The following is a 16,005-nucleotide window of genomic DNA, read 5'->3' on the forward strand; positions in this document are numbered from 1 at the left end:
GCAGATACGGCCCGAAGCGATCCGGATCGCGGCCGAACTCCCTGATCCCGCGACCCGCACCCCCCTTTCCGGGCGCAAGGTCGAGCCGTACGCCCAGCGAGCGGCAGACCTCGCGGGACCACGCCCCGGCCGCGAGCGCCGCTGTGGCGGTGTACATCCCGGCGGTGGTGCGGACCTCCATCCTCCCCGGTCCGTCGTGGACGGCGATGCCCCTGGCGTCCTCCACCAACTCGGCCCCGTCCCGGCGCAGCCGGTCGGCGAGCGGGTCCATGTTCCGCCCCGGGTCCAGTGACCACCCGCCTCCGGCTCCACGGCGAGCCGGCTGCCGGGCGCCGTAGCGCAGCAGCGGCAGGGACGGGTGCCGGGTTGGTCCACAGCGGGCTGGCGGGGCGGAACATGCCGGTCAGGGCCATGACGGCGACGCTCGGGGCGCCGAGCCGGTCGCGTTCCAGGACGGTGACCTTCGGCCCGGCCCGGCCCAGGTGGTGGGCGCAGGCCAGGCCGGCCGAGCTGGGGCTGGATCCGCGGCTGCCGCGCCCGGCCGTGGTGCGGACGTCCGGCGAGCGGGGTGTCGCGGCTCTCGCTGCTGCGCACCGTGCCGGGCATCGGCCTCGCCGCCGAGTGTCATGGGCTCGACGCAACGGGCCGGGCGGATCTTCTCCGACACCCACAAGACCGCCCATTGTCACCTACTCGACAGTAGCTTTGATCGATCATCGCTCATTTGTTACGTAAAGATTTCATCTGAGGCGAACTTCTGGCACTCAGTGCCTTGTCACCTGACACGCGGTGTCATACGTTGAAGAGGTCCGGGCGGCCGGCGAGCAGAGACCGATCGTTCGCCGGCTGTCCCCGCAAGCCGACGGCCTGCGCGCCCGGACGCCTGCGTCACAGGCAACCCTCCCGCGCCACAAAGCGCTGCCGAAGCACCACCCCGCCGAACCGACGGCACCACCAAAAAACCCTCAGCAGCACCGACGAACCCTCAGCGCCCCTCCCTCAGGGCGCTCACCGCCGGAGGCAACACCGTGACCGTGAAGGACATCCTGGACGCGATCCAGTCGAAGGACGCCACATCCGCCGACTTCGCCGCCCTGCCGATCCCCGAGTCGTACCGCGCGATCACCGTGCACAAGGACGAGACGGAGATGTTCGCGGGCCTGGAGACCCGCGACAAGGACCCGCGCAAGTCGATCCACCTGGACGACGTGCCGGTGCCCGAACTGGGCCCCGGCGAGGCCCTGGTGGCCGTCATGGCCTCCTCGGTCAACTACAACTCGGTGTGGACCTCGATCTTCGAGCCGCTCGCGACCTTCGGTTTCCTGGAGCGCTACGGCAAGGTCAGCGAGCTCACCAAGCGCCACGACCTGCCGTACCACATCATCGGCTCCGACCTCGCGGGCGTCGTCCTGCGCACCGGCCCGGGCGTCAACGCCTGGAAGCCCGGTGACGAGGTCGTCGCGCACTGCCTGTCCGTCGAGCTGGAGTCCTCCGACGGCCACAACGACACGATGCTCGACCCCGAGCAGCGCATCTGGGGCTTCGAGACCAACTTCGGCGGCCTCGCCGAGATCGCGCTCGTCAAGTCCAACCAGCTGATGCCGAAGCCCAAGCACCTCAGCTGGGAGGAGGCCGCGGCCCCCGGCCTGGTCAACTCCACCGCCTACCGGCAGCTGGTCTCCCGCAACGGCGCCCAGATGAAGCAGGGCGACAACGTCCTGATCTGGGGCGCGAGCGGCGGCCTCGGCTCGTACGCCACCCAGTTCGCGCTGGCCGGCGGCGCCAACCCGATCTGTGTCGTCTCCAGCGACCAGAAGGCGGACATCTGCCGCTCCATGGGCGCCGAGGCGATCATCGACCGCAACGCCGAGGGCTACAAGTTCTGGAAGGACGAGAACACCCAGGACCCGAGGGAGTGGAAGCGCTTCGGCAAGCGCATCCGTGAGCTGACCGGCGGCGAGGACGTCGACATCGTCTTCGAGCACCCCGGCCGCGAGACCTTCGGCGCCTCGGTCTACGTCACCCGCAAGGGCGGCACCATCGTCACCTGCGCCTCGACGTCCGGCTACAACCACGAGTACGACAACCGCTACCTGTGGATGTCGCTGAAGCGGATCATCGGCTCGCACTTCGCCAACTACCGCGAGGCCTGGGAGGCCAACCGCCTCATCGCCAAGGGCAAGATCCACCCGACCCTGTCGAAGGTCTACTCCCTCCAGGAGACCGGTCAGGCCGCCTACGACGTCCACCGCAACCTGCACCAGGGCAAGGTCGGCGTGCTGTGCCTCGCGCCCGAGGAGGGCCTGGGTGTGCGCGACGAGGAGATGCGCGCCCAGCACATCGACGCCATCAACCGCTTCCGGAACATCTGAGGGCCATAGATGACAGAGCGTCAGAAGGACCGTCCCTGGCTCATGCGGACGTACGCGGGCCACTCGACGGCCGAGGCGTCCAACGAGCTGTACCGGCGCAACCTCGCCAAGGGCCAGACCGGCCTGTCGGTGGCGTTCGACCTGCCGACGCAGACCGGCTACGACCCCGACCACATCCTCGCCCGCGGCGAGGTCGGCCGGGTCGGCGTGCCGGTCTCGCACCTCGGTGACATGCGCCGGCTGTTCCAGGACATCCCCCTGGAGCAGATGAACACCTCGATGACGATCAATGCCACCGCCATGTGGCTGCTGGCGCTCTACCAGGTCGTCGCCGAGGAGCAGGGCGCGGACATCACCAAGCTCCAGGGCACGACCCAGAACGACATCGTCAAGGAGTACCTGTCCCGCGGGACGCATGTCTTCCCGCCGGGGCCGAGCCTCCGTCTGACGACGGACATGATCGCGTACACGGTCTCCCACATCCCGAAGTGGAACCCGATCAACATCTGCAGCTACCACCTGCAGGAGGCCGGGGCCACGCCGGTGCAGGAGATCGCGTACGCGATGTCCACCGCGATCGCCGTCCTCGACGCCGTGCGCGACAGCGGTCAGGTGCCGCAGGAGCGCATGGGTGACGTCGTGGCCCGCATCTCCTTCTTCGTGAACGCGGGCGTCCGCTTCGTCGAGGAGATGTGCAAGATGCGGGCGTTCGGCCGCATCTGGGACAAGGTCACGCGCGAGCGCTACGGCATCGAGAACCCCAAGCAGCGCCGCTTCCGCTACGGCGTCCAGGTCAACTCGCTCGGCCTGACCGAGGCGCAGCCGGAGAACAACGTCCAGCGGATCGTGCTGGAGATGCTCGCGGTCACCCTCTCCAAGGACGCACGCGCGCGTGCCGTGCAGCTGCCCGCCTGGAACGAGGCCCTGGGCCTGCCCCGCCCCTGGGACCAGCAGTGGTCGCTGCGCATCCAGCAGGTCCTGGCCCACGAGAGCGACCTGCTGGAGTACGAGGACATCTTCGAGGGCTCGCACGTCATCGAGGCGAAGGTCTCCCAGCTGGTCGAGGACTCGCTCGCGGAGATCGACCGGATCCAGGAGATGGGCGGCGCGATGGCCGCCGTCGAGTCCGGCTACCTCAAGTCCCAGCTGGTCTCCTCGCACGCCGAGCGCCGGGGCCGGATCGAGTCCGGCCAGGAGAAGATCGTCGGCGTCAACATCTTCGAGACGACCGAGCCGAACCCGCTCACGGCCGACCTGGACACCGCGATCCAGACGGTCGACCCGGCGGTCGAGGCCCAGGTCGTCGAGGCGATCGGGCGCTGGCGCGACACGCGCTACCAGCCGCCCTTCAACCACCCGCGCCCGTGCAAGGCGCTGGAGCGGCTGAAGGAGGCCGCCAAGGGCACCGGCAACCTCATGCAGGCCACCCTGGAGTGTGCCCGCGCCGGGGTCACGACCGGGGAATGGACGAGCGCGCTCCGGGAGGTGTTCGGCGAGTTCCGGGCGCCCACGGGCGTCTCCTCCGCCCCCATCGCCGTCCCCGTGGAGGCGGGCTCGGCGCTCGCCGAGGTGCGGACCAAGGTGGACGCCACCGCCCGCGACCTGGGCACCGGCAAGCTGCGCTTCCTGGTCGGCAAGCCGGGCCTGGACGGCCACTCCAACGGCGCCGAGCAGATCGCCGTGCGCGCCCGTGACGCCGGGTTCGAGGTGGTCTACCAGGGCATCCGGCTCACCCCGGAGCAGATCGTGGACGCGGCCCTCGCCGAGGACGTGCACGCGGTCGGCCTGTCCATCCTCTCCGGCTCGCACGCCCAGCTGGTGCCGGACGTACTGGAGCGGCTGCGTGTGGCCGGTGCCACAGATATACCGGTGATCGCCGGTGGCATCATCCCGAATGGTGACGCCGAAGAACTCCGGGCCGCCGGAGTGGCCGCGGTCTTCACCCCGAAGGACTTCGACATCACCGGAATCATCGGCCGCATCGTCGACGAGATCCGGAAAGCGAACAAGCTCGACCCCCTGGAGGTCCCCGCATGACCGTCAACCGTCTCCGCCCGCGGCGCTCGTGCCTGGCAGTACCCGGTTCGAACCCCCGCTTCCTGGAGAAGGCGCAGGGCCTCCCCGCCGACCAGGTCTTCCTGGACCTGGAGGACGCGTGCGCGCCGCTCGCCAAGCCCGAGGCGCGGCACACCATCGTCAAGTTCCTCAACGAGGGTGACTGGACCGGCAAGACGCGCGTCGTGCGCGTCAACGACTGGACGACCGAGTGGACGTACCGCGACGTCGTAACGGTGGTCGAGGGCGCGGGCCAGAACCTCGACTGCATCATGCTGCCGAAGGTGCAGACCGCCGAGCAGGTCGTCGCCCTGGACCTGCTGCTGACGCAGATCGAGAAGACCATGGGCTTCGAGGTCGGCAAGATCGGCATCGAGGCGCAGATCGAGAACGCGCAGGGCCTGAACAACGTCAACGCGATCGCGCAGGCCTCCCCGCGCGTGGAGACGATCATCTTCGGCCCGGCCGACTTCATGGCCTCCATCAACATGAAGTCGCTGGTCGTGGGCGAGCAGCCGCCCGGCTACCCGGCGGATGCCTACCACTACATCCTGATGAAGATCCTGATGGCCGCCCGCGCCAACAACCTCCAGGCGATCGACGGCCCCTACCTCCAGATCCGCAACGTCGAGGGCTACCGCGAGGTCGCCCAGCGCGCCGCGGCCCTCGGCTTCGACGGCAAGTGGGTGCTGCACCCGGGCCAGGTCGAGGCGGCCAACGAGATCTTCTCGCCCTCCCAGGAGGACTACGACCACGCCGAGCTGATCCTGGACGCGTACGACTACTACACGTCCGAGGCGGGCGGCAAGAAGGGCTCCGCGATGCTCGGCGACGAGATGATCGACGAGGCCAGCCGCAAGATGGCGCTGGTCATCTCCGGCAAGGGCCGGGCCGCCGGCATGCAGCGCACGTCGAAGTTCGAGATCCCGGAGGCCTGAGCGCGATGCAGTTCGGACGCACCTACGAGGAGTTCGAGGTCGGGGCGACGTACAAGCACTGGCCGGGCAAGACGGTCACGGAGTACGACGACCACCTGTTCTGTCTCCTCACCATGAACCACCACCCGCTCCACATGGACACCAACTATGCGGAGAAGACGACGGACTTCGGCAAGAACGTCGTCGTCGGCAACTACATCTACTCGCTGCTGCTCGGCATGTCCGTCCCGGACATCTCGGGCAAGGCGATCGCCAACCTGGAGATCGAGTCGCTCAAGCACGTGGCGCCGACCTTCCACGGCGACACGATCTACGGCCAGACGACCGTGCTCGACAAGTGGCCGTCCAAGTCGAAGAACGACCGCGGCATCGTCTACGTCGAGACCAAGGGCTACAAGCAGGACGGCACTCTGGTGTGTGTCTTCCGCCGCAAGGTCATGGTGCCCACCGAGACGTACATCAAGGAACGCGGCGGCGAGCAGCCCGGCCGCCCGGAGCTGAAGCAGCAGGAGAAGTAGAGCCATGGCCCGTCTCGCCCAGACCGCCGGTCTGACCGACGTCCAGCAGGAGATCCTCTCCACCGTCCGGGATTTTGTCGACAAGGAGATCATTCCTGTCGCGACCGAGCTGGAGCACCGCGACGAGTACCCGCAGCAGATCGTGGACGGCCTGAAGGAACTCGGCCTGTTCGGTCTGATGATCCCCGAGGAGTACGGGGGCCTGGGCGAGTCGCTCCTCACCTACGCGCTGTGCGTGGAGGAGATCGCCCGCGGCTGGATGTCGGTGTCCGGCATCATCAACACCCACTTCATCGTCGCGTACATGCTCAAGCAGCACGGCACGCAGGAGCAGAAGGACCACTTCCTGCCCCGCATGGCCGCCGGCGACATCCGGGGCGCCTTCTCGATGTCGGAGCCCGGACTGGGCTCCGATGTGTCGGCCATCACCTCGAAGGCGGTCAAGGACGGCGACGAGTACGTCCTGAACGGCCAGAAGATGTGGCTGACGAACGGTGGCACGTCGTCGCTCGTCGCCGTTCTCGTCCGGAGTGACGAAGGACACCCCGAGGGCACGGCCCCCCACAAGTCGATGACCACCTTCCTGGTCGAGAAGGAGCCCGGCTTCGGCGAGGTCCGCCCCGGCCTCACCATCCCGGGCAAGATCGACAAGATGGGCTACAAGGGCGTCGACACCACCGAGCTGATCATGGACGGCCTGCGGGTACCGGCCGCTCGGGTGCTCGGCGGCGTCACCGGCCGGGGTTTTTACCAAATGATGGACGGCGTGGAGGTCGGCCGCGTCAACGTGGCGGCGCGCGGCTGCGGCGTCGCCCAGCGCGCCTTCGAGCTCGGCGTCCAGTACGCCCAGCAGCGGCACACCTTCGGCAAGCCGATCGCCCAGCACCAGGCCATCCAGTTCAAGCTGGCCGAAATGGCTACCAAGGTCGAGGCCGCGCATGCCATGATGGTCAACGCGGCACGCAAAAAGGACTCCGGGGAGCGAAACGACCTCGAGGCCGGGATGGCGAAGTACCTCGCCTCCGAGTACTGCAAGGAGGTCGTGGAGGATGCCTTCCGGATCCACGGCGGCTACGGCTTCTCCAAGGAGTACGAGATCGAGCGCCTCTACCGCGAGGCTCCGATGCTGCTCATCGGTGAAGGTACCGCCGAGATCCAGAAAATGATCATCGGGCGCAGGTTGCTCGAAGAGTATCGATTCCAGGGCTGATTGTCCGGTTACGGGGTGTTTTCTTCGAGAAGAAGATCACACCCCGTCAACGGTCTTCGACCGCCGACTCGGCTTCCTGGCTTGCCCAGTTGCGGCCCGCGACCGGTACGATCCCCGGAAAGCCGCCGTCCCCCGTCAGAGCGCGGCATCATCCGCTACGAAGGTCATCCATGCCCCACAGCCAAACCTCTGCACATCGAGACAGCCTGGCCGGCGTACGCCTCGCGCGCGGAGCATCGCCGTGGCTTCTCCCGACCGTCGCCACCGCAGCCGTCAGCCTCCTGCGCGCGCGCCGCTCCGGCGCTGCCAAGGCCGTCGCCGTACCCGCCACCGCGCTCGCGGCGGGCATGCTGTGGTTCTTCCGCGACCCCGAGCGTGAGATCGCCCCGGGCCGGGTCATCTCGCCCGCCGACGGTGTGGTGCAGAGCATCATGCCGTGGAAGGACGGGCGCACCCGCGTCGCGATCTTCATGAGCCCGCTCAACGTCCACGTCAACCGCGCGCCCCTCGCGGGCACGGTGACGTCGGTCGAACACATCCCCGGTGGCTTCGTTCCCGCCTTCAACAAGGAGAGCGAGAACAACGAGCGCGTAGTCTGGCATTTCGACACCGAACTCGGCGACATCGAGATGATCCAGATCGCCGGCGCGGTGGCCCGCCGCATCGTGCCCTACCTCCCTGAGGGCACGAAGGTCGAGCAGGGCGACCGAATCGGTCTGATCCGCTTCGGCTCGCGTGTCGACCTCTACCTGCCCGAGGGCGTGGAGGTCGCGGTCGAGGTCGGACAGAAGACCGTGGCTGGGGTGACTCGCATTGACCGTGATTGATCCGGAGACCCAGGCGGGCTGGGTGCCCGAGGCCGAAGAGGTGGACGAAGAGGAGGAGATGCCCCTTTCTCTCCGCCTCTCGATAGCGGACACCCTGACGCTGGGCAACGCCACGTGTGGCTTCATGGCGGTGTACTTCACCACCACCGGCATCCTGATCCCGCACCTCACCGGCAGCCAGGAGTCCGGCATGGCCCGCCACAGCGCGGCCACGGCGGTCATCCTGATGCTCTGCGCGGCCGTCTTCGACCTGTTCGACGGACTGGTGGCCCGCAAGCTGCGCTCGTCGCCGATGGGCGCGGAGCTGGACAACCTCTCCGACCTGATCAGCTTCGGTCTGGCGCCCGCGTACTTCGTGCTCGTCTACGGCATGGTCGCGGACGACGCGCACCAGAGGATGGCGGCGCTCGGGGCAATCGTGGTGCTCCTGGCCGTCGTGCTTCGTCTGGCGCGTTTCTCGTGCGTGACGCCGAGGAACGGCATGTTCCAGGGCATGCCCTCGCCGTTCGGCGCACTGACGGTGGTCTCGATCGTGCTGCTGGAGCTGCCCTTCGTGGCGACCCTGCTGGCGATCCTGGGCACCGCGTGGCTGATGGTGAGCCGGGTGGAGTACCCGAAGCCGCGGGGCCGTCTGGCGGGGGCGATGCTCTCCTGGATCGTCCTGTCCATGGGCCTCCTGGCCGCCTGGGCCTTCGACGCCCCGAGCGGGCAGCTGCTGCTCCAGACGGGCTGCGCCCTGCAGCTGGTCATGGGCGCGGTGATTCCGCTGTTCGCCACGGCGCGCCGGGTGAACAACTTCCGCGACAACCGGCGTGAGGCGCGGGCTGCCCAGCCGTAACGCTCCGCTTGGAGGGCCCCGGACCCGGATGGGTTCGGGGCCCTTCGCTGTGCGCGTCCGGCGTCGGTGCAGCCGTCTGGGGGCTCCGCCCCCAGGCCCCCGGCCTATGCCCACCCACCGACCGAGACAGGTGGGTGGGTGGGAAACGGGGGTCTGGGGGGCGGAGCCCCCAGGGGCCTCAGACCAAGTGGTCCTCGGCGATCTGTACGGCGACCCGCTCCAGGATCGGCCCGGCATCCGCGATGCACTTGGCGACGTCGGGCTCGACGGACGTCAACGGGTAAGCACGACCGATCCCGGCCCGCAGCAACGCCTCCTCCGGCAGAGCGAGCCGACCGCACACCGCGACGACGTCCTTCCCGGCGGCCCGAGCCGCCGCAGCGACCCCCGCCGGAGCCTTGCCGTGCAGGGTCTGCTCGTCCAGCGACCCCTCGCCGGTGATCACCAGATCGGCCCGTTCCAGCGCCGGTGCGAAGCCGAGGACGTCCAGCATGACCTCGATGCCGGGCCGGAACCGGGCGCCCAGGAGCAGCGCGCCGTAACCGATGCCGCCCGCCGCCCCGGCACCCGGCGCCGCCGCGTACTCGGCGGCACGCGGCCCGACGGCCGCCTCCAGCGCCTTGGCGAAGTGGGCGAGGGCCGCGTCCAGCGTCTCCACGTCGTCCGGCGACGCCCCCTTCTGCGGGCCGTACACCGCGGGCGCGCCCTTCGGCCCGGTCAGCGGATTGTCGACATCGCTGGCGAGCACCAGCTCCACCGAGGACAGGCGCGGGTCCAAACCGGACAGGTCCGCCCGGGCCAGCTCGGCGAGACCGCCGCCGCCCGGCGGGACCGGCTCCCCGTCCTCGTCCAGGAACCGGGCGCCCAGCGCCGACAGCATCCCGGCGCCGCCGTCCGTCGTGGCGCTGCCGCCCACGCCGAACACGATCGTCCGCGCGCCCGCGTCCAGCGCGGCCCGCAGCACTTCCCCGGAGCCGTACGTGGAGGCGATCAGCGGCGCGAAGACACCGGCCGGCAGCCGTTGCAGCCCGCTCGCCTCGGCCATCTCCACGACCGCGGTGTCGCCGCGCAGCGCGAACGCGGCCGTGACCTCCTGCCCGAGCGGCCCGGCGACCCGGACCTCCCGGCGTTCGAAACCGGCCGCGACCGCCGCGTCCACGGTTCCGTCGCCGCCGTCGGCCACGGGCAGCGCCTCGACCTCGAGGCCGGGCACGACCCGGCGCAGCCCGGCCGTCACCCGCTCGGCGACCTGTACGGCCGTCAGCGAGCCCTTGAACTTGTCCGCGGCGATGAGCACCCGACGGGTCTCGTTCACTGCAGCGTCCGCCACCTTGCTTTCCCCTTGCTCTCCGGGCCCCGCGCACGTCAGGGCCAGTCGCGCCGCTGCGACCATAACCGGAGGACACCCCCGCCGTCATGCCCCGACCGAACCCTGGGAAGCGGCTGGGAGGCTGCTCGGGAAAACGGGTAGACCCCAGCCATGGGCAACCAGGGCACCGGGCCGGACCTCGCCGACCGCATCCACGGCGGCTGGCTCGGGCGGATCGCGGGCAACATGCTCGGCAAACCGGTCGAGCAGGGCGAGGTGTGGACGCGCGAGCGCATCGACCGCTATCTGCGGCAGGCCGCCGCCCTGCCGCTCACCGACTACCTGCCCGAGCCCGCCGACGCGGCCGACGGCGCCGTACTGCGCCCGGAGTGGCGCCAGTGCGTGCGCGGCCGTATCCACGGCAGCTGCCGCGACGACGACGTCGACTACGCCATCCTCGGCCTGCACCTGCTGGAGACCCACGGCTTCGGCTTCAGCACCGAGCAGGTCGGCGACCTGTGGCTGCTCAGGCTGCCGTACCTGCAGACGTTCACCGCGGAGCGGGCGGCGTACCGCAACCTGGCGAACGGTCTGAAGCCGCCGCTGACGGCGACGTACGACAACCCGTACCAGGAGTGGATCGGCGCGCTGATCCGTGCCGACGTCTACGGCTGGACCTGCCCGGGCGACCCGCGCCGCGCCGCCGCGCTGGCCCGCCGGGACGCGGTGCTGTCCCACACCGGCAACGGCGTCTACGGCGCGATGTTCGCGGCCGCACTGATCGCGGCGGCGTTCACGGCTCCGGGCGTGCGGGACGCGCTGGAGACCGCGCTCGCCGTGATCCCGGCGAGCAGCCGGCTGGCCCGTACCGTGCGCCGGGTGATGTCCCTGCACGAGACCCGCCTCCCCTGGGAGGAGACGCTGACCACGGTGTCCGGGGAGAGCGCCGGTCTCGGCTGGATCCACACCGTCCCGAACGCGGCCGTCCTCACGGCGGGGCTGCTGTACGGCGACGGCGACTTCACCCGCACCCTCGCCCTCACCGTCCGCGGCGGCCTGGACACCGACTCCAACGGCGCGACGGCCGGTTCGGTGGCCGGGGTGCTCACCGGCGCGGCGGCCATCCCGGCCCGGTGGAAGGACCCGCTCGAGGACACGGTCCGGAGCGCGGTGTTCGGCTTCGACGGCGTACAGATCAGTGCGCTGGCCGAGCGCACCCTGCGCCTGGCGACGGCCGGGCCGTAGCCGTCCCGGACCTGGTTACCCTCCTTGAATGACCACGACTGACGCCTTCGCCGCGTACATCGCGAGCCTGCCCCGTGTCCTCGCCGGTGCCGCCGCCCTCTTCCGGGACGCCGAGGGACGCGTGCTGCTGGTGGAGCCCAACTACCGCGAGGGCTGGGCCCTTCCGGGCGGCACGATCGAGTCGGAAGACGGCGAGACACCGCGCCAGGGCGCCCGCCGGGAGACCCTGGAGGAGATCGGCCTCGACCGCGAGGTGGGCCGGCTGCTGGCGGTGGACTGGGTGCACGGCACGGGACGGCCGCCGCTGGTGGCGTACCTGTACGACGGCGGTGTCCTCACCGAGGCCGAGCTCAAGGCCATCCGCCTGCAGGAGGAGGAGCTGCTGTCCTGGCGTCTGGTAGCCCACGAGGAGATCCCCGAGCACCTGCCCGACGCCCTCGGCCGCCGCGTCCTGGCCGCACTGGACGTCCTGGCGGAGAACACGGGCACGGCGGAGCTGGAGAACGGACACCGGGTGCTCTGACCGCCCGCCCGGCCCGGCGGCCGATACCGAACCGCGCTCAGCCCTCCGGATCCCGGGGCTTCGCGTCCACCTCGCGCAACGCCTCCTCGCGCGCGGCGACCCGCGCCTCGGTCCGGTGCCCGCGTGCGATGTAGTCCCGGACGACGAGCTCCACGGCGTCCTGCGGGTTACCCACCCCCGCGAGCACCATGACCTCCACGACGAGTTCGGCGTCAAGCGAGACGGTCACCTTGGCCATGGCGTGACGCTAGCATCCAGCGGCTCGCGCCAAGGCCGTTCCGCTCTCCTGCCCATCGGGGAGGAGCCGGGTGGCGCCGTCCCTGGCTTCGGGGGCGGTCGCGGCGGTGCGGTGGGCGTCGGCCGGCTGAGCGAAATCGGTTCGCGGCCTCCGCTCCACCCGGCCTACCCTCGACGGCATGACCAAGCCCCTCGTCGCCGTGCTCAGCGGGGCCGGCATCTCCACCGACTCCGGCATCCCCGACTACCGCGGTCCGAACGGGCTGTGGCGGCGGGATCCGGAGGCCGAGAAGCTCGTCACGTACGAGTACTACATGGGCGATCCGGAGATCCGGCGGCAGTCGTGGCAGATGCGGCGGAAGAACCGGACGCTGAAGGCCGAGCCGAACGCCGCGCACCGGGCCGTCGCCGAGCTGGAGAAGTCCGGCATACCGGTGCGGGTGATCACGCAGAACGTGGACGGGCTGCACCAGCTGGCCGGGCTGCCCGGACGCAAGGTGCTCGAACTGCACGGCAGCGCACGGAGTGTCGTGTGCACCAAGTGCCATACGCGCGGACCGATGGAGGACGCCCTGGCGCGCGTCGAGGCCGGTGAGGACGATCCGCCGTGTCTGGAGTGCGGCGGGATCCTGAAGTCGGCGACGGTGATGTTCGGCGAGCGGCTGGATCCGGTGGTGCTCGGCGAGGCGCTGGCGATCAGCAAGGCGTGCACCGTGTTCGTCGCCGTCGGCAGCAGCCTCCAGGTGCAGCCCGCCGCCGGTCTGGTCGGCGTCGCCGCCGACCACGGCGCCCACCTGATCATCGTCAACGCGGAGCCGACGCCGTACGACGACCTCGCCCAGGAGGTCGTACGGGAACCGATCGGCACGGCGCTGCCCGCGCTGCTGCACCGCCTGCGCGCTCATGCCTGTGACGCATAGAGGCAGCCTGACCGGCACCGCCGGCGGCCGGAACTGGACTCCTGCTCAGGTCGCCCGGCGCTCCCAGTCGTCTTCATCCGGAGACCTGGAACAGAGCCGTCCCCCGCTCGAAGTCCAGCAGCCGCTGCTTGCGGTCCAGGCCGCCGCCGTAACCGGTGAGGTCACCGCCCGCGCCGATGACACGGTGGCAGGGCACGATGATGCCGATCGGGTTCTTGCCGTTGGCGAGGCCGACGGCGCGGGACGCCTTGGGGTTGCCCAGGGCGTCGGCGAGTTCGCCGTAGGAGCGGGTCTCGCCGTACGGGATGCGGGTCAGCTGGTCCCAGACGCCGCGCTGGAACGGGGTTCCGTTCAGGCGCAGTTCGAGGGTGAACTCGGTCAACTCGCCCGCGAAGTAGGCCGAGAGCTGCTCCTCAGCCTCGGCGAAGAGGGTGTCGTCGCGCGTGCCGAAGGTCTCCTCGGGCGGGCGGTGGCGCTGGCCGGTCATGTAGAGGCCGCACAGGACGCCGTCGTCGGCGACGAGGGTGAGGGGGCCGTAGGGGCTGTCGGTCACGGTGTGCTGCTTCATCTCGGAGATCCTTACACGGGCAGGAAGTTGATCGGGTGGCTGTCCGTCGCCCACAGGTACTGGACCGCGTACGCCCGCCAGGGCCGCCAGGCCTCGGCGCGGGCGGTGAGCGCGGCCGGGGTGGCGGGCAGGCCCAACTCCCCTGCGGCGCGCCGGATTCCGAGGTCGGTGGCCAGGAAGGCGTCGGGGTCGCCGAGGGCGCGCATGGCGATGACGTCGACCGTCCAGGGCCCGAAGCCGGGCAGCTCGAGCAGGCGCGCGCGGGCCTCGGCCCAGTCGGACTCCACCCCCAAGTGGAGTGTGCCGTCGGCGAGTTGACGCACGAGGGTGGTGAAGGTGGTGCGCCGGGTGCGGGGCATGGCCAGGGTCTCGGGGTCGATGGCGGCCAGCGCCTCGGGGGACGGGAAGAGGTGGGTGAGGCCGCCCTCGGGGTCGTCCAGGGGTTTGCCGTGCGCGGTGACCAGGCGGGCCGCGTGGGTGCGGGCGGCGGCCGTGGAGACCTGCTGTCCGAGCACGGCACGGACGGCGAACTCGGCCTCGTCGACCGTGCGTGGCACCCGGCGGCCCGGTGCCTTGTCGACCAGGGGCGCGAGGAACGGGTCCGTGCGCAGCTGGTCGTCGACGGCGACCGGGTCGGCGTCCAGGTCGAGCATCCGCCGGCAGCGGCTGATCGCCACGGTCAGATCGCGCAGGTCGCTCAGGGTGAGCCGGCAGGCGATGTGGTCGGGCCGGGGCGTGAGCGCGACGATCCCGTGTCCGTACGGCAGCCGCAGCGTGCGCCGGTACGCGCCGTCCCGCCATTCCTCCACACCGGGTACGGCCGTGGCGGCCAGGTGGCCGAAGAGGTTGTCGGGGTTGAGCGGGGCGCGGAACGGCAGCCGCAGTACGAGGGTCCCGGGGGCGCCCGCGGCGTCGGCGGCGTGCTGGGGCACCCGGGCGCGCAGCTCGCTCGGGGACAGCGCGAAGACCTCGCGGACGGTGTCGTTGAAGGTGCGGATGGAGGAGAAGCCGGCGGCGAAGGCGATCTCCGCCATGGGCAGCGGGGTCGTCTCCACGAGCAGCCTTGCGGTCTGGGCGCGCTGGGCGCGGGCCAGCGCGAGGGGTCCGGCGCCCAGCTCGGCGAGCAGTTGCCGCTCCACCTGCCGGGTGCTGTAGCCGAGCCGGGCGGCCAGACCCGGCACGCCCTCGCGGTCCACGACCCCGTCGGCGATCAGCCGCATCGCCCGGGCCACCAGGTCGGCGCGCTGGTTCCACTCCGGGGAGCCGGGGCTGGTGTCGGGGCGGCAGCGCTTGCAGGCCCGGAACCCGGCCTGCTGGCAGGCGGCCGCGCTCGGGTAGAAGGTCATGTTCTCCGCCTTGGGCGGGACGACCGGGCAGCTGGGCCGGCAGTAGATGCGGGTGGTCAGGACGGCCGTGAAGAACCACCCGTCGAACCGCGCGTCCTTGGACTGCACGGCGCGCACGCAGTGCTCCCGGTCGAAGTGCGTCCCTGTCTCCATGCGTCCAGGATCGTCCACCCCCGGGGCCGGCCGCTGGCGGGAATCCGACACGTACGTGCGCCGGTCTCGGCGTCGGCCGCCCCCTGGATCGAAGGAGGCGGGCCCTGGCTTCCGGCCCGCGGTCGTGGGATTCGGCGGGCCGAGGTGCTGGTGGAGGGGTGAGGGGGCCGGCGCCCCTCAGGAACAGGCGTAGCTGAACGTCGCCTTCGCCTCCATCGGGGTGTCCCGGTGCGGGATCCGCAGCCGGGCGGTGCCCTGGAAGCGGCCGGGGCCGCGTACCGTCCACCGCAGGTGCACCCGGAGCCTGCGTTCGCCGCTGCGGGCGGTACTGACCAGCTCGCCCGAGTCGTGGCCGTCGCTGCGCAGCCAGTGGTAGGTGACGGGGCCGCCCCGGCCGTCCGTGGTGACGACACCGACCAGGTCGGCCGTCTGCCCGCAGTGCAACTGCCGTGCCGGCGCCTGGACCTGGACGGCGAGAACCCCTGGCGCCGGGGTCGGGCGCAGGAGCAGCCAGAGCAGGACGGCCGCGAAGGCCAGGACGGCGGTGGCGGCGATCCAGGCGCGCCGTCTTCGGCGGGGGCGGTGGGCGGCGGGTGCCGGCGGTGCGGTACGCCACCGCGCGCGCAGGGCATCCTGCTCGTCGACGGGGACACCGGGGCCGAACCGTAGGACGATCTCGCCGGCCTCCTCCCCGGCAGGGACCGGCGCCGACGCGACACGGTTGCGCTTGCCGAGGACCGTGGCCTGGGTGTCCGAGAGGGCCGGGGGGCGAAGTGTGTCGGCTCGGGGCGGCACTGTGGGCTGCTCGTCGGCCGGAGGGGTGCGGTCGGCCGCGGCCTCCCGTGACGCTGTGAACTCCGGGCTCTGCAACGTCCCTGTGAACTGCGGACTCGGCGACGCCCCTGTGAACTCCGGACCCTGCAACGCCCCTGTGAACTGCGGACTC

General features: G+C 70.8%; 15 protein-coding genes. 10 read left to right on the plus strand and 5 right to left on the minus strand.

The genetic code is table 11. The features are described 5' to 3' along the window. Window positions 1–1,034: 1,034 nt before the first annotated feature. From ccrA to pssA, 7 genes are all read left to right on the plus strand, one after another. On the plus strand, window positions 1,035–2,372 hold the full coding sequence (gene ccrA, locus AQI88_RS02860; protein WP_208615707.1) for a crotonyl-CoA carboxylase/reductase: 1,338 nt from the start codon (window positions 1,035–1,037) through the stop codon (window positions 2,370–2,372). Window positions 2,373–2,381: 9 nt separating this feature from the next. Further along, window positions 2,382–4,409, plus strand: coding sequence for a protein meaA (locus tag AQI88_RS02865; RefSeq protein ID WP_066991141.1), 2,028 nt, complete (start codon window positions 2,382–2,384; stop codon window positions 4,407–4,409). Continuing rightward, on the plus strand, window positions 4,406–5,365 hold the full coding sequence (locus AQI88_RS02870; protein WP_066991144.1) for an HpcH/HpaI aldolase/citrate lyase family protein: 960 nt from the start codon (window positions 4,406–4,408) through the stop codon (window positions 5,363–5,365). The genes AQI88_RS02865 and AQI88_RS02870 overlap by 4 nt, the downstream gene beginning before the upstream one ends. 5 nt (window positions 5,366–5,370) lie before the next feature. Next, entirely contained in the window at window positions 5,371–5,883 is a 513-nt protein-coding gene (locus AQI88_RS02875; RefSeq protein ID WP_062716551.1) for a MaoC family dehydratase, read from the plus strand. 4 nt (window positions 5,884–5,887) lie between these two features. After that, window positions 5,888–7,093 carry an acyl-CoA dehydrogenase family protein gene (locus AQI88_RS02880; RefSeq protein WP_066991147.1) on the plus strand — a complete coding sequence of 402 codons (1,206 nt, stop codon included), beginning with the start codon at window positions 5,888–5,890 and terminating at the stop codon, window positions 7,091–7,093. Between the two features lie 170 nt (window positions 7,094–7,263). Beyond that, window positions 7,264–7,920 carry a phosphatidylserine decarboxylase gene (locus AQI88_RS02885; RefSeq protein ID WP_066991150.1) on the plus strand — a complete coding sequence of 219 codons (657 nt, stop codon included), beginning with the start codon at window positions 7,264–7,266 and terminating at the stop codon, window positions 7,918–7,920. 22 nt (window positions 7,921–7,942) lie between these two features. Further along, the gene (pssA, locus tag AQI88_RS02890; protein WP_066991153.1) at window positions 7,943–8,758 is read left to right on the plus strand and encodes a CDP-diacylglycerol--serine O-phosphatidyltransferase; all 816 of its coding nucleotides are present in this window, start codon (window positions 7,943–7,945) and stop codon (window positions 8,756–8,758) included. Between the two features lie 178 nt (window positions 8,759–8,936). Here pssA and AQI88_RS02895 read toward each other — a convergent pair whose 3' ends face one another. Beyond that, window positions 8,937–10,073 (minus strand): glycerate kinase, encoded by a 1,137-nt coding sequence (locus tag AQI88_RS02895; RefSeq protein WP_079057363.1) that lies wholly within the window; start codon window positions 10,071–10,073, stop codon window positions 8,937–8,939. Window positions 10,074–10,238: 165 nt separating this feature from the next. On the opposite strand from AQI88_RS02895, the gene AQI88_RS02900 reads away from it, so the two are divergent. Further along, the gene (locus tag AQI88_RS02900; protein ID WP_066991156.1) at window positions 10,239–11,312 is read left to right on the plus strand and encodes an ADP-ribosylglycohydrolase family protein; all 1,074 of its coding nucleotides are present in this window, start codon (window positions 10,239–10,241) and stop codon (window positions 11,310–11,312) included. A gap of 28 nt (window positions 11,313–11,340) precedes the next feature. Then, complete coding sequence (locus AQI88_RS02905) at window positions 11,341–11,835, plus strand: NUDIX domain-containing protein (protein WP_066991158.1); 495 nt, start codon at window positions 11,341–11,343, stop codon at window positions 11,833–11,835. 37 nt (window positions 11,836–11,872) lie between these two features. On the opposite strand, the gene AQI88_RS02910 is transcribed toward AQI88_RS02905, so the two are convergent. After that, window positions 11,873–12,073 (minus strand): type II toxin-antitoxin system VapB family antitoxin, encoded by a 201-nt coding sequence (locus AQI88_RS02910; RefSeq protein WP_066991161.1) that lies wholly within the window; start codon window positions 12,071–12,073, stop codon window positions 11,873–11,875. 178 nt (window positions 12,074–12,251) lie between these two features. On the opposite strand from AQI88_RS02910, the gene AQI88_RS02915 reads away from it, so the two are divergent. Beyond that, window positions 12,252–12,992 (plus strand): SIR2 family NAD-dependent protein deacylase, encoded by a 741-nt coding sequence (locus AQI88_RS02915; protein ID WP_066991164.1) that lies wholly within the window; start codon window positions 12,252–12,254, stop codon window positions 12,990–12,992. Between the two features lie 73 nt (window positions 12,993–13,065). Here AQI88_RS02915 and AQI88_RS02920 read toward each other — a convergent pair whose 3' ends face one another. The 3 genes from AQI88_RS02920 to AQI88_RS02930 all read right to left on the minus strand — a co-directional run. After that, complete coding sequence (locus AQI88_RS02920; RefSeq protein WP_066991167.1) at window positions 13,066–13,560, minus strand: methylated-DNA--[protein]-cysteine S-methyltransferase; 495 nt, start codon at window positions 13,558–13,560, stop codon at window positions 13,066–13,068. An 11-nt stretch (window positions 13,561–13,571) separates the two neighbouring features. Continuing rightward, window positions 13,572–15,059, minus strand: coding sequence for an AlkA N-terminal domain-containing protein (locus AQI88_RS02925; protein ID WP_066991170.1), 1,488 nt, complete (start codon window positions 15,057–15,059; stop codon window positions 13,572–13,574). A gap of 177 nt (window positions 15,060–15,236) precedes the next feature. Continuing rightward, window positions 15,237–16,005 (minus strand): hypothetical protein (locus tag AQI88_RS02930; protein WP_208615699.1); only part of this gene is annotated, 769 nt, incomplete at its 5' end.

The sequence above is a fragment of the Streptomyces cellostaticus genome (assembly GCF_001513965.1).
Taxonomy (GTDB): domain Bacteria; phylum Actinomycetota; class Actinomycetes; order Streptomycetales; family Streptomycetaceae; genus Streptomyces; species Streptomyces cellostaticus.

Excerpts from the sequence above, each read along its gene's own strand:
- AQI88_RS02865 (WP_066991141.1), top strand. The coding sequence starts at position 2,382 with ATGACAGAGCGTCAGAAGGACCGTCCCTGGCTCATGCGGACGTACGCG.
- AQI88_RS02870 (WP_066991144.1), top strand. The coding sequence starts at position 4,406 with ATGACCGTCAACCGTCTCCGCCCGCGGCGCTCGTGCCTGGCAGTACCC.
- AQI88_RS02875 (WP_062716551.1), top strand. The coding sequence starts at position 5,371 with ATGCAGTTCGGACGCACCTACGAGGAGTTCGAGGTCGGGGCGACGTAC.
- AQI88_RS02880 (WP_066991147.1), top strand. The coding sequence starts at position 5,888 with ATGGCCCGTCTCGCCCAGACCGCCGGTCTGACCGACGTCCAGCAGGAG.
- AQI88_RS02885 (WP_066991150.1), top strand. The coding sequence starts at position 7,264 with ATGCCCCACAGCCAAACCTCTGCACATCGAGACAGCCTGGCCGGCGTA.
- AQI88_RS02900 (WP_066991156.1), top strand. The coding sequence starts at position 10,239 with ATGGGCAACCAGGGCACCGGGCCGGACCTCGCCGACCGCATCCACGGC.
- AQI88_RS02905 (WP_066991158.1), top strand. The coding sequence starts at position 11,341 with ATGACCACGACTGACGCCTTCGCCGCGTACATCGCGAGCCTGCCCCGT.
- AQI88_RS02910 (WP_066991161.1), bottom strand. The coding sequence starts at position 12,073 with ATGGCCAAGGTGACCGTCTCGCTTGACGCCGAACTCGTCGTGGAGGTC.
- AQI88_RS02915 (WP_066991164.1), top strand. The coding sequence starts at position 12,252 with ATGACCAAGCCCCTCGTCGCCGTGCTCAGCGGGGCCGGCATCTCCACC.
- AQI88_RS02920 (WP_066991167.1), bottom strand. The coding sequence starts at position 13,560 with ATGAAGCAGCACACCGTGACCGACAGCCCCTACGGCCCCCTCACCCTC.
- AQI88_RS02925 (WP_066991170.1), bottom strand. The coding sequence starts at position 15,059 with ATGGAGACAGGGACGCACTTCGACCGGGAGCACTGCGTGCGCGCCGTG.